Annotated in this window: 15 protein-coding genes; 12 read left to right on the plus strand and 3 right to left on the minus strand. The window is 60.4% G+C overall.

The features are described from left to right. Entirely contained in the window at nucleotides 1-429 is a 429-nt protein-coding gene (locus EGM97_RS09105) for a DUF1294 domain-containing protein (protein ID WP_238963315.1), read from the minus strand. Beyond that, nucleotides 426-1,256, minus strand: coding sequence for an undecaprenyl-diphosphate phosphatase (locus tag EGM97_RS09110; protein ID WP_238963317.1), 831 nt, complete (start codon nucleotides 1,254-1,256; stop codon nucleotides 426-428). Before EGM97_RS09110 ends, EGM97_RS09105 begins: the two co-directional genes overlap by 4 nt. Nucleotides 1,257-1,492: 236 nt before the next feature. On the opposite strand from EGM97_RS09110, the gene EGM97_RS09115 reads away from it, so the two are divergent. From EGM97_RS09115 to EGM97_RS09155, 9 genes are all read left to right on the plus strand, one after another. Then, nucleotides 1,493-3,127 carry a methyl-accepting chemotaxis protein gene (locus EGM97_RS09115; protein ID WP_238963324.1) on the plus strand — a complete coding sequence of 545 codons (1,635 nt, stop codon included), beginning with the start codon at nucleotides 1,493-1,495 and terminating at the stop codon, nucleotides 3,125-3,127. Nucleotides 3,128-3,339: 212 nt separating this feature from the next. Continuing rightward, nucleotides 3,340-3,903, plus strand: a complete 564-nt coding sequence (pnuC, locus tag EGM97_RS09120; RefSeq protein WP_238963332.1) for a nicotinamide riboside transporter PnuC — start codon at nucleotides 3,340-3,342, stop codon at nucleotides 3,901-3,903. Further along, nucleotides 3,900-4,424: an AAA family ATPase gene (locus EGM97_RS09125; protein WP_238963557.1), complete on the plus strand. Its 525-nt coding sequence runs from the start codon at nucleotides 3,900-3,902 to the stop codon at nucleotides 4,422-4,424. The genes pnuC and EGM97_RS09125 overlap by 4 nt, the downstream gene beginning before the upstream one ends. 335 nt (nucleotides 4,425-4,759) lie before the next feature. Continuing rightward, entirely contained in the window at nucleotides 4,760-5,206 is a 447-nt protein-coding gene (locus tag EGM97_RS09130; protein WP_238963334.1) for a hypothetical protein, read from the plus strand. 1 nt (nucleotide 5,207) lies between these two features. Next, on the plus strand, nucleotides 5,208-5,786 hold the full coding sequence (locus EGM97_RS09135; RefSeq protein ID WP_238963336.1) for an adhesin: 579 nt from the start codon (nucleotides 5,208-5,210) through the stop codon (nucleotides 5,784-5,786). Between the two features lie 62 nt (nucleotides 5,787-5,848). After that, nucleotides 5,849-6,814: a heme utilization protein gene (locus EGM97_RS09140; protein WP_238963338.1), complete on the plus strand. Its 966-nt coding sequence runs from the start codon at nucleotides 5,849-5,851 to the stop codon at nucleotides 6,812-6,814. Nucleotides 6,815-6,881: 67 nt separating this feature from the next. Further along, entirely contained in the window at nucleotides 6,882-7,562 is a 681-nt protein-coding gene (locus EGM97_RS09145; protein WP_238963347.1) for a C39 family peptidase, read from the plus strand. A 58-nt stretch (nucleotides 7,563-7,620) separates the two neighbouring features. Continuing rightward, nucleotides 7,621-8,367, plus strand: a complete 747-nt coding sequence (locus EGM97_RS09150) for a hypothetical protein (protein ID WP_238963349.1) — start codon at nucleotides 7,621-7,623, stop codon at nucleotides 8,365-8,367. Nucleotides 8,368-8,413: 46 nt separating this feature from the next. Next, entirely contained in the window at nucleotides 8,414-9,673 is a 1,260-nt protein-coding gene (locus EGM97_RS09155) for a hypothetical protein (protein WP_238963357.1), read from the plus strand. 141 nt (nucleotides 9,674-9,814) lie between these two features. Here EGM97_RS09155 and EGM97_RS09160 read toward each other — a convergent pair whose 3' ends face one another. Further along, nucleotides 9,815-11,140, minus strand: a complete 1,326-nt coding sequence (locus EGM97_RS09160) for a sigma-54 dependent transcriptional regulator (RefSeq protein ID WP_238963359.1) — start codon at nucleotides 11,138-11,140, stop codon at nucleotides 9,815-9,817. A 341-nt stretch (nucleotides 11,141-11,481) separates the two neighbouring features. Here EGM97_RS09160 and EGM97_RS09165 point away from each other — a divergent pair, with 341 nt between their 5' ends. From EGM97_RS09165 to nhaB, 3 genes are all read left to right on the plus strand, one after another. Next, the gene (locus tag EGM97_RS09165) at nucleotides 11,482-11,748 is read left to right on the plus strand and encodes a hypothetical protein (RefSeq protein WP_053151501.1); all 267 of its coding nucleotides are present in this window, start codon (nucleotides 11,482-11,484) and stop codon (nucleotides 11,746-11,748) included. 185 nt (nucleotides 11,749-11,933) lie between these two features. Next, entirely contained in the window at nucleotides 11,934-13,223 is a 1,290-nt protein-coding gene (locus tag EGM97_RS09170; protein WP_238963361.1) for an NHL repeat-containing protein, read from the plus strand. Between the two features lie 82 nt (nucleotides 13,224-13,305). Then, nucleotides 13,306-14,808 (plus strand): sodium/proton antiporter NhaB, encoded by a 1,503-nt coding sequence (gene nhaB / locus EGM97_RS09175; protein ID WP_238963363.1) that lies wholly within the window; start codon nucleotides 13,306-13,308, stop codon nucleotides 14,806-14,808. The last annotated feature ends 21 nt before the right edge of the window (nucleotides 14,809-14,829 follow it).

The following is a 14,829-nucleotide window of genomic DNA, read 5'->3' on the forward strand; positions in this document are numbered from 1 at the left end:
TCAGGCCAGCGTCAGCAGACGGCCGCCGAGGAACATCTGGTCGACCCAGAAGCCCTGGTGCAGCAGCACGATGAACCAGAACACCACCTGGAACGACACCTTGCGGGTCTTGTGCCGAAATACCTGCTGGGCCAGCAACGCACCGGGCCAGCCGCCCGCCAGTTCCATGGCGTGCAGAACGTTTTCCGGGGTACGCCAGGCCTCGGCGCGGGCCTTGCGCTTGTCATTCCAATAAAGCAGGAACGTCATCAGGCTGACACCCGCGTAAGCCGCCAGCGGCAGCCACGACGCTTCCTGGAGCAGGAGCAACAGCGAACCCGACAGTGGCAAGGCGCACAGCAGCGCCAGCACGATCAATTTAAGCCGCAGGTGCTGCACGGCACCCCCGGCGGGGCGCGTGATAGGTTTACGGGTGGCCGAGCGGCTCATGGCTGCGCGGTGGTCCAGTCGACCCAGCCGAACTGCCAGGTCGCCAGGATCAACAGACCGAACGCGATCCGGTACCATGCGAACACTGCGTAGCTGTGACTGGCGATGAACCGCAGCAGCCCCCTGACCGCGATCATGGCAAAAATGAACGCGGTGACGAAGCCGATGGCAAACACCGGAAAATCCGCCGGAACGAACAACTCGCGGTACTTGTAGCCCGAGTAGACCGCTGCGCCGACCATCGTCGGCATCGCCAGGAAGAACGAGAACTCGGTCGCGGTCTTGCGCGACAGGCCGAACAGCAGCCCGCCGATGATGGTCGAACCGGAGCGAGATGTACCGGGAATCATCGCCAGACACTGGGCCAGGCCGACCTTCAACGCGTCCTTCCAGGACATATCATCGACTGTTTCGACGTGCACTCGGTGCTGGCGTTTCTCGGCCCAGAGCATCACTAAACCACCCACCACCAAGGCCGTGGCGACCGTGATCGGATTGAAGAGGTAATGGTGGATCAGGTCGGAAAGCAACACGCCCAGGACCACGGCAGGAAAAAAGGCGATCAGCAGGTTCGCGGTGAACCGACGGGCGCCAGGCTGGGTGGGCAGGCCCACCACCACATCGAAAATCTTGCGCCGGAACTCCCAGACCACCGCCAGGATCGCCCCCAGCTGGATGATGATGTTGAACGCCATGGACCGTTCTCCACCAAACTGGAGCAAGTCGGCCACGACGATCTGGTGCCCCGTGCTGGAAATCGGCAAAAACTCCGTCAAGCCTTCAACCACGCCAAGAATCAGTGCCGAAAAGGCAGTCCACAAATCCATTCTTCCCCCAAAAAGACCCTGCCCTGGCAAGATCCCATCAATATTCAAGTGTCATGCAGCGCAGCACAATAACTGCGGCGTTTCAAAAAAAACCAATGAAAAATCAAAGGAAGGCTCAGGTTTTGCGCTGCGGGGCCGAGATCCTATCAGACAAGCCATGATAACGCCGCCGTGTAATGGCCAAGAGCAGCCCGTTTGGCGTGGATGACAAGAATAAGAAACCGGAGTGACAGCGTATGAATAGCTTGCGCAGTGTGTCGATCAGCCGACGCTTGTGGCTCATCCTCATCGTGGCCATCTTGATGGTATTCACGCTGGGCGCGTTGATGCTCAAGCAGATCCACAGCGACCTTTACCAGGCCAAGGTGCAAAAAACCCAGCATGTGGTCCAGACCGCCAGTGGCGTGCTGAACTATTACCATGGCCTGGAAACCGCCGGCACCCTGACCCGTGAAGCCGCCCAGAAGCAGGCCCTCAGCGCCGTGCGGGGCCTGCGCTATAACGAGACCGATTACTTCTGGATCAATGACCTGACGCCGGTCATGATCATGCACCCCACCAACCCGAAGCTCGAAGGCCAGAACCTTTCGGCGATTCGCGACCCGAACGGTTTCGCCCTGTTCAACGAGATGGTCTCCATCGCCAAATCCAAGGGCGCCGGGATGGTGGATTATCTCTGGCCGAAACCAGGCGCCGAGGCACCGGTGGGCAAGACCTCCTACGTCAAACTGTTCGAACCCTGGGGCTGGATCATCGGCTCAGGCGTCTACGTGGATGACGTGCAGGCCGAATTCCGCGCCCAACTGATCAAGGCTTCGCTGATCGGCTTGGTCATCGCGTTGATCATGGGCGTGCTGTTGACATTGATCGTTCGCAGCATCGTGCGGCCCTTGCAGGAAACGGTCAACGCCATGGCGAATATCGCCAGCGGCGAAAGCGACCTGACCCGGACCCTCGATACTCACGGGCAAGACGAAGTCACGCAACTGGCACGGCACTTCAATGCCTTTACCGCCAAGCTGCGCCAGGTCGTGAGCCAGTTGCAGGCTTCGGCCGGCGCGCTGGGACAGTCGTCCAATGAGCTGGGTAACGATGCCGCCCAGGCCCAGGAACGCAGCCAACAGCAATCGCAACAGATGGAGCTGGTCGCCACTGCGATCAACGAAGTGACCTATGGCGTGCAGGACGTGGCCAAGAACGCCGAACATGCCGCCAGCGAAATGCGCGACGCCGAATCCCAGGCCCAGCAAGGCCAGGTCAACATCGACGGCAGTCTGCAGCAGATCGACCGTCTCTCCCAGACCATCGACCAGGCCGTGGAAGTGATCCGCACCCTGGCGAGCGAAAGCACCCAGATCGGCAGCGTGCTGGAGGTCATCCGCTCCATCGCCGAGCAGACCAACCTGCTGGCCCTCAACGCCGCGATCGAAGCCGCTCGCGCCGGCGAACAGGGCCGGGGCTTCGCGGTGGTGGCCGATGAAGTGCGGTTGCTGGCCCAACGCACGCAGAAGTCCACGGCGGAAATCCAGGCGATGATCGAGCGCCTGCAGAATCATTCCGAAGCCGCGGTGAAAGTCATCAGCGACAGCAGCCGGGCCTCGCAACTGACCATTGAACAGGCCGGCCTGGCCGGCGCCAGCCTCAACGCCATCGGCCAGGCCTTGCGCAACCTCAACAGCCTCAACGCTTCCATCGCCAGCGCCACCCTGCAGCAGGCCCATGTGGTGGAAGACATCAACCAGAACGTCACCCAGGCCGCCGGCCTCTCCCACAGCACCGCCCTGGCGGCGGAGCAGTCGAGCCTGGCGAGCGTCCGGCTCAAGGAACTGAGCGAGCAGTTGAACGGGTTGCTCAAGCAATTTCGGGTCTAGGGCACCCGCCACCTGTAGGAGAACCCTGCTCGCGATGGCGGCGGAACATTCAGCATCGATGCATGCTGGACCACCGTCATCGCGAGCAGGCTCGCTCCCACAGAAGAGCTGTAGCGCCTGTCAGCCCTCGGTCCGCGCAGGATTGAGATTGGAGCTGCTCCCAACTTAGCGTTTACAATCCCCGCCCTCTTCCACTTCTCCAAGGAACTGCCATGTCCGGGCTTGAACTGTTTGCCGCAGCCCTCGGCGTGATCGCTGTCTGGCTGACCGTCAAGCAGAACCCCTGGTGCTGGCCGATCGGCCTGGTCATGGTGCTGCTGTACATCTGGATCTTCTTCGATGTGAAGCTGTACTCGGACATGCTGCTGCAAGTGGTCTATGCCGTGCTGCAACTGTATGGCTGGTGGCAATGGACCCGCGCCGGACAGCACCATGACGGGCGACAGGTCACGCGCCTGGGTGGGCCTTCGGTGCTGCTTGGGCTGATGATCGGCGCCGTGGGCAGTCTCATGCTCGGCGCCGCCATGGCCTACTGGACCGACGCGGCGCAACCCTGGCTCGATGCGGCACTCACCGGCTTCAGTCTGGTGGCCCAGTGGTGGATGGCGCAGAAACGCGTGCAATGCTGGCCGCTATGGATCGTCCTGGACGTGATTTTCGTGGGTTTGTTCGTCTACAAGGGCTTGTACCTGACCGCTGCGCTTTATGCCCTGTTCACCCTGCTGGCCGTGCAAGGCTGGCGGGAATGGCGCGCCGACCCGGCCTTGCGCGCATGAAAGTGGTGGTGCTGACCGGCCCGGAATCCGCCGGCAAAAGCTGGCTGGCGAAGCAATTGCAGGAGCATTTCGGCGGCTTGCGGGTGGATGAGTACGTTCGTCACTTCATGGAGCAGAACCCTCGCGAGACCTGCCTGGCGGACATTCCCGACATTGCCTCCGGGCAGTTGGCCTGGGAAGACGCGGCACGCGCCCGACAGCCAGCCCTGCTGGTGCTCGATACCCATCTGCTGAGCAACATCCTCTGGAGCCAGACACTCTTCGGCGATTGCCCGGACTGGCTGGAGCCCGCCCTGCTGGCGCGCCATTACGATTTGCACCTGCTGCTGAGCCCCGAGCAGGTGCAATGGACCGGCGACGGCCTGCGCTGCCAGCCCGAACTGAAAGACCGCATGGTTTTCCATGATGCCATCCAGGATTGGCTGGTTCGGCACCAACAGCCATTCCAAGCGATAGAAGGTGACTGGGCGCAACGTCGGGACAAGGTGTTCACAATCGTCAGCCAACTGCTCCGAGGCTGAGGTCCTCCGGCGCAAGATCTGGCAACGAGAGTGCTTCACCGATGAAACACCATTGCCCCTTCAAACCCGGATCCAAAGCTGTTTGACCCAATCTACATCGTACCTGTCAAGGTTTTGGAACACCCCGATAAAACTTGGATCCAGAGCCTCCGGGTGGCAGACAACCCATCAAAATCTGCCTGCGTCGTCTCATCGATGAAACAGGTTCCGTTTGCCTGATTATTCTTCGGCAAATAACTCTTTGAATTCACATAAGTTTCTAAATCCGGCACGACACCTGCTCTTCCTCCCGCAGCGCTGACTAGGGCCAGCGCAACGAGGAAGGAATCGATGCCATGGGGATTTTCAACAGGCGTTTGATTTACCTGCTGTGGATAGGCTGCGCCGCCAGCACGACGCTCAGCCTGCCGGTACAGGCCGAGGGCAATGGCGTCATTGTTCTCGACCGCGACGTACAGCCCGTACACATAGGTCGTAACGGCGGTAAAGACCCCTACCCGACCACCGTCAATGCCAATCCCTCCGATCGAATCAACCAGGCCACCACCCGCACTGAACTGAGCGACGGCGAATTCGCCAGCGTCGCCAGCGGCTCGTCGATCCGCAACGCCGTCAATACCAACACCGGCGTACAGGGCCTGAACGTGGTGACCAACCCCAACGGCATGCCCGGTATGAGCGCCGGCCACGGTGGCGGCAGTGGTGGCGCGATCTCCGGCACGATCAACCGCTCGCTGAGTTCCGGCCTGGCCCCGCTGGGTCGGCTGGCCGGAGGCCAGTGACATGAAGCCTGCCCTGTTGCTGCTCGCCCTGTTCGGTTCCTGTGCTGTGTTCGCCGACCCGGGCGTGGCGGTGATCAACGATGCCAACCTGCAGGACTCCGGCAGCCGTTACACCGGCAACCTCAATGTCAACCAGGCGGCTGGCGACCAGACCCAGCAAACCAACGTACGGGCCATTGCCATCGGCACCGAGGCACACGCCAGCACCCACGTTCACCAGCGGTTGGATACACCGGCCAACCCATCCATGAACGCGACCGCCCGCATCGGCGGCCACTCATTCACCAACGGCAACGGGGTGCTGGGCGTCAACCAGTCCGCCGGGGCCAACAACCAGATGGCCAATGTCATGCGGGTGGGCATCAGTGCCCGGCCGCAGAGCATGGACGACAGCGCGCTTTCTCAACAGAACGTGGCGTTGTTACCGAACTCAGGAGCAACTGACGCCCCAACCGGAAGCCGCCAGGTCGTTACCAGCGACCAGGCATTCACCGGCAGCCGAGGGGTGATCCAGGTGAACCAGAGCGCCGGGGTGGGAAACCGTATGGCCAACACCCTGAGCATCCGGGTCGCTGACTGACCCGGAATAAAAACAAGAAACAAAAACTGACACTTCACCAACGACAAGCAAGGAGAAACATCATGAAACCTGCAATGGCACTCAAACCATTGGTTTTCGCTCTCGCCGCTGTCATGGCGATGGCCGCACAGGCCGGCGGAAACGGTAACGGTAACGGTCATGGTCACCATGGCCATCAAGGGCCGACGCTGGATCAACTGCTGTCCATCAACGCCGGAGCTGGGGCTACGGTGATGGACGAGCAGAACAGCGACGGCAACGTGGTGACCAACCAGGCCACCCGAAACACCGCCGAGGCCACTGACTCGCTCAATGGCAGCAACGGCAACATGGGCGCCAACATCGCCGGCGGCGACGGCAACCAGCAGGACAATGCCGCCGCCCTGGCCACTGCCGACGAAAGTTTCATTTTCGGCTCCGCGGTCGCCGCTTCCAGCGCCACGCAAACCAATACCAACAACTACGTCAAAAACAATTCCACCCATAACACCGCCTCGCTCACCAACGCAGGCAACAACGGCTCCGGCAACATCGGTATCAACGTGACCGCCGGCAACTTCAACCAACAGAAAAACAACCTGGCCATCGCTGTTTCAGGCGGCCGCATCGCAGAAGCGTCGGCCTCGGCCGATCAAACGTCCACCGGTCTTCAGGTCGATAACAAAGGCGTGCGCACCTACAAGACCGACACCCTCACCAGCACCTACTCCGCCTCCGGCACCTTCAAGGCCAAGGGCACCGGCACCGCCGAAGACGACCATGGCGGTTGGGACAACCGGGGTGGCTATGGCGGCCACGATGACGACAAGTTCAAGTTCTCCGCCGTGGGTACTTTCGAACTGGCCGGCAGCAACACCCAACAAGTGCTGACCCCCGATGGCTGGAAAAATCCGGTGATCAACAACGCCACCCTGAACAACTCCATGAACGGCTTCTCCGGCAACGGCGGGGCCAACGTCTCGGCAGGCGTGGGTAACCAGCAAAGCAATTCGCTGTCCATCGCCGCCGGCTGCAAGGCCTGCATGTAACCACGCAAGAAACGAAGCCCTGGGAACGGGGCTTCGTTTCCAGGCTCTTCATGAGGCGTCATCCGTCATGCGCGTCACTGCCCTGTCCCTGCTGCTGTGCATGGCCTTCATGGCCGAAGCTGCGCAGATACCCGTCGCCGCCTTGCCGGGCGGCATGCTGGTGTACAAACCGGTACAGAGCCTGCGTGAGCGCAAGTTCCGCGACATCGTCGAACAGAAAACCGATTTCAGTTGCGGTGCCGCCGCGCTGGCCACGGTGCTGCGCCAGGCCTATTGGCTGGACGTCGACGAAGAACAGGTCATCAAAGGCATGCTGATCAATGCCGACCAGAACCTGGTCCGCACCCAGGGTTTTTCCATGCTGGACATGAAGCGCTATGTGGAAAGCATCGGCATGCGCGCCCGAGGCTACCGGATACCACCGGAAAAGCTCGAAGCCGTGACGATTCCCGTGGTGGTCCTGATGGAAATACGTGGCTACAAGCACTTCGTGGTATTGCAGCGGGCCGACCGGCAATGGGTCTACATCGGCGATCCGGTGCTGGGGCACAAGCGTTACGCCCACGATGACTTCGTCAAAGGCTGGAACGGCATCGTCTTTGCCATCGTCGGTCCCGGCTACGACAAGGCCAATGCACTGCGCAGCCCTCCGCAACCCCTGACGGCGCGCAACCAGCTGGACGGGTTCAATCCGGTCAAGGATGCGGAACTGATGGATTTCGGCTTCATACAGAGCGACTTTTTTTAATCGCCGACCACTGCCAACGATAAGTACAAAAAGGAGCAGGAAGCTCCGGGAGCGGTACATGAAAATCTCATACTGGCTGTCGCTTGCCTGCCTGGTCGCGACGGCTTCGGGCTACGCCCACGGCGGATTCAAACCCATCGAAATCAAGGACCAGGAGCTTGCCGAGCTGCGTGGTCGTTTTGTCATGCCAGGGCGAGTCATCAGCTTCGGCATCGTCATGAGCAGCACCTGGCGCAACGCCAGCGGCGACCTGATCGGCGCCACCAGTTCCATGCAGATCCAGGCTGCCACCGTCAAACCCGAGTTTTATGTCTCCACCCTCAAGCAGACCGGCAACGGCGATGCCCCGGCCACAGGCAAAGGGACTGTCATCGGCGGCGCGGGCCTCGGCACCGGCCAGGGTGTGACCCAGAGCGTACGGGCCGCCGGCGACGGCAACACGGCCTATAACAACGTCAGCATCAACGTGAAGGAAGGCAACCAGGCACCCGCGCTGCCCCCCTCCCAGGGTCAGCTACTGACCAAGGGCCAGACCATCACCGGCAGTAATGCAGCCGGCAGTGTCTCGGTCACGGCCACCGGCAGCGGCGTACAGATGGCGATCCAGGCGAGCCATAACCAGGGCAGTACCCTGCAACAAGTGGCCCAGGGTGGCTTGCTGCAAAACACCCGCCTGCTGGGCAACAGCAACCTGGTCAACAACCTGACTCAGCTCAATGTGGTGCTGAACAACAACGGCCCGAGTGCCGGTGCGCTGGACTGCAACCTGACTCAGCTACGTGGTCTTCGCACCCCGGGTTATTGAATGACGCTGCCTGCGTCCCCTGGACATGAAGGGATGGACCTGTCTTATGTATCGATCCGTATCGCTGCGCGCCGTCATGTGTTTGAGCACATTGCTCCCGACCCCTGTGCTGCAGGCGGCACAGGATGCGCAAATCGAAGCCTTGAAACAGGAATTGCTCGAACTCAGGCAGCGATACGAGGTCCAGCAGAAGGCCCTGGCGATCCTCGAACAACGGGTTCGCCAGGTGGAAGAACAACCCGTCGCTGCGCCCCCCAAGCGCCTGGTCAAGTCTCCGGCCGACATGAAAGGCAACCAGACGACCGGTGGCAGCGGCTACGGGCAATCCCTTGCCGAGGACTCCCAGCCAGCCCAGAGCGTTTCCAATCTCTATGACGAGGCCAGCGGTTTTTTTGGTGGCGGCAAGTTCAGCTTCGAAACCGGCGTGACTTATTCGCGCTATGACACCCGGCAACTGATCCTCAACGGTTTCCTGGCCCTGGACTCGATTTTCCTCGGCAACATCAACCTGGACCGGATCAAGGCCGACACCTGGACACTGGACCTGACCGGTCGCTATAACTTCGACAATCGTTGGCAGTTCGATCTGAACGTGCCGGTGGTCTATCGCGAATCCACCTATCAGTCCGGCGGCGCCAACCAGGGCGCCGCCGGGGTGACGAGCGAAGAAACCGTCACCCGCGACCCGACCATCGGCGACGTGAATTTCGGAATCGCCTACAAGTTCATGGACGAATCCGTCGACACCCCCGATGCGGTGGTGACGCTGCGCGTCAAGGCGCCCACCGGCAAAGACCCCTTCGGCATCAAGCTGCGCCAATCCCAGGCCAACACCAACCTGTTCGTGCCCGAGGACCTGCCCACCGGCAACGGTGTCTGGTCGATCACACCCGGGATCTCGCTGGTCAAGACGTTCGATCCGGCCGTTCTGTTCGGCACCTTGTCCTACACCCATAACTTCGAGGAGTCGTTCGACGACATCAGTTCCACGGTCAACCAGAAGGTGCCGGGCAAAGTGCGGATCGGCGACAGCTTCCAGCTCGGCGCAGGCATCGCCTTTGCCTTGAACGAGAAGATGAGCATGTCGTTCTCCGTATCAGACCTGATCCAGAAGAAAAGCAAGCTCAAGCAGGATGGCGGGGATTGGGAGTCCGTGGTTTCCAGCGACGCCAATGCCGGCTACTTCAACATCGGCATGACTGTAGCCGCCTCCGATAACCTGACCATCGTGCCCAACTTGTCCATCGGGCTGACCGACGATGCACCGGATTTCAGCTTCAGCTTGAAATTCCCGTATTACTTCTGAAACCCTGAAGGTAGACGCTATCCACTCTGTGGGAGCGAGCCCTGCTCGCGATGCCGGAGTATCAGTCGATACATGTGTTGGCTGATGCGCCGCCATCGCGAGCAGGCTCGCTCCCACAGGGCTGTGCACGGAAGCCGGGCGTTAGCGGATCTGATGCTTATGCAGCAGCCGATAGAACGTCGGCCTCGACACGCCCAGCACACGGGCTGCGACGCTCAGGTTGTCGCTGTGCCGGTTGAGCACATCGCTCAATGCCTGGCGCTCGGCGCGGGTCTTGTAGTCTTCAAGGGTGCCCATCGGCGCCACGATCGCCGAATGACTGGTCAGGCCAAGGTCCCTGGCTTCGATCTGCCGCCCCTCGGCCAGTACCAGGCCGCGACGGACACGATTGGCCAGTTCCCGGACGTTACCCGGCCAATCGTGCATGCCCATCGCCACCAGCGCGTCCTCGCTGAAGCTGCGGGGACGGCGGCCGGTTTCCTGGCTGTAGGCATGAGCGAAATGACTGGCGAGCATCGACAAGTCTCCGGGGCGTTCGCGCAAGGGCACCATCACCACTTGCAGCACGTTCAGGCGGTAATACAGATCCTCGCGGAACAACCGGCGCTCGATGGCCGCCTCCAGATCCACATGGGTAGCGGCCAGTACCCGCACATCAACCGCTATCGGCTGACTGCCACCGACCCGCTCAATGTGCTTTTCCTGCAGGAAACGCAGGAGATTGGCCTGCAACTCCAAAGGCAGGTCGCCAATTTCATCCAGGAACAGCGTCCCGCCGTGAGCCGCCTCGATGCGCCCGATCTTGCGCTGATGAGCCCCCGTGAACGCACCTTTCTCATGACCGAACAGTTCAGACTGAATCAGATGCTCCGCAATCGCGCCACAGTTGATGGCAATGAAGGGCTTGTTGCGCCGCTGGGACTGTAAATGCAGGGTCCGCGCCACCAGTTCCTTGCCCGTGCCGCTCTCGCCGCGAATCAGGACCGGTGACTCGGTGGGGGCCAGTTTGCCCAACAGCTTGCGCAGCTCGCGAATCGGCTTGCTGTCGCCCAGCAACGCATGTTCGGGCTGTTCGATATGAATCGAGCCCTGGCCGCGCAAACGCGCCATGCCAAAGGCTCGCCCCAACGTGACCTGGACCCGTGAGACATCGAACGGCAAGGTATGAAAATCAAAAAACCATTCGCAGACAAAATCACCCACGTTCTTCAGGCGCAACACTTCCTGGTTGAGCACGGCAATCCACTCGGCACCGCTGCGGCTGATCAATTCCTTGACCGCTTCCGGGCGCTCCAGATGACAAGGCTGCAGTCGCAGAAGACCAACATCGCAGGCCCGGTCACCCGCGTGATCGAGGGAACAACTGTCCACCTCCCAGCCCAAGCTGCGTAACCCCGGCAACAAGCGATGGCAATCATCGCAGGGATCAACCACGAGCAGACGACGCAACGTACTGGCTTCGATCATGACTGATCCTTGGCGCCAAAGTTAGGAAATATGATTAGAAACAGGTGTTTGGCGAACCTGCATCTAACAGTAGCAAGAAGTTGACGCGCGCTTGTATCGTTTGATTATGGGAAGCGCACTAAACCGGTTATAAGCGAGCGTTTCGTTAGTTACCGTCTCCTGAATTCTTTCATAGCGCTTTCAAACAAAAGCGTTTTCACCGGGTCTGAAAGAAAATCGAAATTTCTTCAAAGATTGTGTGACCTGTCCCGGGGTTCGGGACATCAGTACAAGTAACCCGCCGCACGGTACGCCCAACCGACGGCACATCATTTGATTGGGCACTTTTAAGAGAAAACGCCATGAACGCCCCGCTCCGTATCAACGAAGCTCTTTTGATTGCCGACCGCGCATTTAAACCTTTTCAGTGCGTGGCCTGGGCCCCACAAGACGGTAACGGCGAACTGAGCCTGACCGTCGTCGACCGCACCAATACCCATATTGGCCGCACTCAGATCCCAAGCAGTGCCTATACCGATCCAGCTCAACTGGCCGACCTGTTGAAACAGGCCCGTGCCGAACTGAGCCAGGAAGGTTACACACTGCAATCCTGGTCCATGCCCGAATAACTCGCCGGAACAAGCCTGCCATTGAGTGCAGGCTTGGTACTGGGCCGAAAAGTCATTGTTCCGGCACGATTCGCCTCTATATAGGTAGAGGTTGACAGTTGTGTGTCATCCCTTTCAGGGATTGAATGTTGCCCTCATGCAGTCATCGCCCCTTCGGGCCGGTCGACGCGCAAGGAGAGGCATGCATGCTCGATCACTTCGCCCTTGGGCTGCCGAAGACGGTGGCCCACGCCGGACAGCTTGACTTAGGCTTTGCCGATAACGGCAAGGTGTCGGTTCAGTTCGGCGGCACCACCTCAAGCCTGGCCACGAACATGACCGTTGATCGCAGCGGACGCATTCTGGTGGCCGCCAAGGTCAAGACGGCCCACGGTAGCCGTTTCGGGCTTGCCCGCCTCAACCACGACGGCTCGCCGGACAAGAGTTTTGGTTCCCTTGGCTGCGTCATTGGCGCGTTCGAACAAGGTCATGAAGCGACGGCGGGCAAGGTCATCGAGTTACCCGATGGACAAATCCTGCTGTCAGGCCTTCATTACGAAAGTGCCGACCGCACCCTTCCCGCCCTGGCGCTGTTCGATCAACGAGGCCGTGCGGTCGCGGGATTCGGCAACATCGGAAAGAAAGTCATCCGGCTCTGTGGTGGTCTTTCCCTGGGCCTGCGCGCCCCTTGGCTGCCCCCCGGCGTACCGGGCCTGGAGGCCAGCGACATGCGCGTTCAGGCCGATGGCAGGATCCTGCTGTTGGCCAACCATCATTTTCAATTGTCCGACCACGTCGGCATCCTGATCCGCCTGCTGCCGGACGGCAGCCTGGACAGCAGCTTCAATGGCGGCGGCTTCGTGATGGTCCGGCGGCTGCTGAAAAATACCTGGCTGAGCTGTCTCGCACTTCAGGCCGACGGCAATATCCTGGTGGGAGGCGCCATCGACCTGCCCCAACAGGGATTGATGGCCCGCTATGACCCCAGCGGCAAGCTCGATGACAGCTTCGGCGACAACGGTTTCCTGTCCATCACCACGCAGGAACGCAGCGTGATGATCAGTCAGATCGTCCAGCATGGAAACGGCGATCTGCAGGCATTCGGCAGCAGCCGTGACCCCATGCAGTGTCTGTCACTCAAGGTACGCCTGGACGGGAAACCGGACCCGGACTTCAACCAGGGCCAATGCCGGCTCACTCAGATCGGGCGCAGCGCGAGTCAATGGACCGCCGCGCAGATTCTATCCGATGGAAAACTCGTAACCGCCGGCGCCACCATCGGCGGCATCGAAGCGGATTTCGTTCTGGCCCGGCATCTGCCGGAGGGCAACCTCGACCCGTTTTTCGGTCAAGGCAGAGGCTGGACCCGCACACGGCTCGGCTACAGCCTGGACACCGCCACCACTCTCGCGGTCCAGGCAGACGGGAAGATATTGCTGGGGGGTTATTCACTCCACGGTACTTACAAGGCCGTCGTGGCACGGTATTGGGCATGAGCTGCCAACGTATTTTTTCCTACGCTTGATATTCCTTATTGCTTACGGCAAGTTGCGCGCTTCTAAATAAAAGGAGCAGCCGATGTCCGGTTCAATGGCTGAAGCTTTCGCGCATAACTTTCTTGGGCATTCCCCACGCTGGTACAAAGCGTGCATCGTCGCGTTTCTGATTCTCAATGCCCTGGCGTTGTGGACACTTGGGCCGGTCGTTGCCGGGTGGATGCTGGTGCTGGAATTCATCTTCACTCTGGCCATGGCGCTCAAATGCTATCCCTTGATGCCCGGTGGCCTGCTGTTGATCGAAGCCCTGGCGCTGGGCATGACGACCCCCAAGGCGCTGTACGACGAGCTGATCCACAACTTTCCGGTGATCCTGCTGCTGATGTTCATGGTGGCCGGGATTTACTTCATGAAAGACTTGCTGCTCTTTCTATTCTCCCGCCTGCTCCTGGGCGTGCGCTCAAAGGCGCTGCTGGCCTTGATGTTCTGCTTCCTGTCGGCGTTCCTGTCGGCGTTTCTCGACGCGCTCACCGTCACGGCGGTCATCATCAGCGCCGCGGTCGGTTTTTATTCGGTATACCACCGCGTGGCTTCAGGCAACGACCCGCGCCAGGACAGCAGCATCGATGAAGATCATGCCCTGCCTGCGTTGCACCACGGGGACCTGGAACAATTCCGCGCGTTCCTGCGCAGTCTGCTGATGCATGGCGCCGTAGGCACCGCGCTGGGCGGTGTGTGCACCTTGGTGGGCGAGCCGCAGAATCTGCTGATCGGCCATGAGATGGGTTGGCATTTCGTGGACTTTTTCTTGAAGGTCGCCCCCGTATCGCTGCCTGTGCTGGTGGCCGGGCTGGTCACTTGCGTGGCACTGGAGAAACTGCGCTGGTTCGGCTACGGCACGCTGCTGCCGGACAACGTGCGCGTTGTGCTGGCCGACTACGCGGAGCAGGACAATCGCGAGCGCACCTCACGCCAACGCGCCGCGTTGATCGTGCAGGGTATCGCCGCACTGGTCCTGATCGTGGCTCTGGCCCTGCACATTGCCGAAGTCGGCTTGATCGGCCTGACGGTGATCATATTGATTACCGCGTTCACGGGCATCACCGATGAACATCGACTCGGCAACGCATTCAAGGACGCGATGCCATTCACTTCATTGCTGGTGGTGTTCTTCGCGGTGGTTGCGGTCATTCACGACCAACAATTGTTCACGCCTCTGATCCAGTGGGTCCTGGCCCTCCCCGCCGATCAACAACCCGGCATGCTGTTCATCGCCAACGGGCTGCTGTCCGCCATCAGCGACAACGTATTCGTGGCGACCATCTACATTACCGAGGTGAAACAAGCCTTCTTGTCCGGCAACCTGAGCCGCGAACAGTTCGAGATCCTGGCGGTGGCCATCAACACCGGCACTAACCTGCCCAGCGTCGCGACCCCCAACGGCCAGGCCGCGTTCCTGTTTTTGCTGACATCTTCGATTGCGCCGCTGATTCGCCTGTCCTATGGCCGGATGGTCTGGATGGCACTGCCCTACACCGTCGTGATGGGTGGTTTGGGTTGGTTTGCGGTGACTTACTGGCTGTAATCCATCCGGAAACGCTGTGGG

It is taken from the genome of Pseudomonas sp. AF32 (genome assembly GCF_022342325.2).
GTDB classification, from domain to species: domain Bacteria; phylum Pseudomonadota; class Gammaproteobacteria; order Pseudomonadales; family Pseudomonadaceae; genus Aquipseudomonas; species Aquipseudomonas uvaldensis.

Coding starts and splice junctions, on each gene's coding strand:
- EGM97_RS09105 (WP_238963315.1), bottom strand. CDS start 429: ATGAGCCGCTCGGCCACCCGTAAACCTATCACGCGCCCCGCCGGGGGT.
- EGM97_RS09110 (WP_238963317.1), bottom strand. CDS start 1,256: ATGGATTTGTGGACTGCCTTTTCGGCACTGATTCTTGGCGTGGTTGAA.
- EGM97_RS09115 (WP_238963324.1), top strand. CDS start 1,493: ATGAATAGCTTGCGCAGTGTGTCGATCAGCCGACGCTTGTGGCTCATC.
- pnuC (WP_238963332.1), top strand. CDS start 3,340: ATGTCCGGGCTTGAACTGTTTGCCGCAGCCCTCGGCGTGATCGCTGTC.
- EGM97_RS09125 (WP_238963557.1), top strand. CDS start 3,900: ATGAAAGTGGTGGTGCTGACCGGCCCGGAATCCGCCGGCAAAAGCTGG.
- EGM97_RS09130 (WP_238963334.1), top strand. CDS start 4,760: ATGGGGATTTTCAACAGGCGTTTGATTTACCTGCTGTGGATAGGCTGC.
- EGM97_RS09135 (WP_238963336.1), top strand. CDS start 5,208: ATGAAGCCTGCCCTGTTGCTGCTCGCCCTGTTCGGTTCCTGTGCTGTG.
- EGM97_RS09140 (WP_238963338.1), top strand. CDS start 5,849: ATGAAACCTGCAATGGCACTCAAACCATTGGTTTTCGCTCTCGCCGCT.
- EGM97_RS09145 (WP_238963347.1), top strand. CDS start 6,882: ATGCGCGTCACTGCCCTGTCCCTGCTGCTGTGCATGGCCTTCATGGCC.
- EGM97_RS09150 (WP_238963349.1), top strand. CDS start 7,621: ATGAAAATCTCATACTGGCTGTCGCTTGCCTGCCTGGTCGCGACGGCT.
- EGM97_RS09155 (WP_238963357.1), top strand. CDS start 8,414: ATGTATCGATCCGTATCGCTGCGCGCCGTCATGTGTTTGAGCACATTG.
- EGM97_RS09160 (WP_238963359.1), bottom strand. CDS start 11,140: ATGATCGAAGCCAGTACGTTGCGTCGTCTGCTCGTGGTTGATCCCTGC.
- EGM97_RS09165 (WP_053151501.1), top strand. CDS start 11,482: ATGAACGCCCCGCTCCGTATCAACGAAGCTCTTTTGATTGCCGACCGC.
- EGM97_RS09170 (WP_238963361.1), top strand. CDS start 11,934: ATGCTCGATCACTTCGCCCTTGGGCTGCCGAAGACGGTGGCCCACGCC.
- nhaB (WP_238963363.1), top strand. CDS start 13,306: ATGTCCGGTTCAATGGCTGAAGCTTTCGCGCATAACTTTCTTGGGCAT.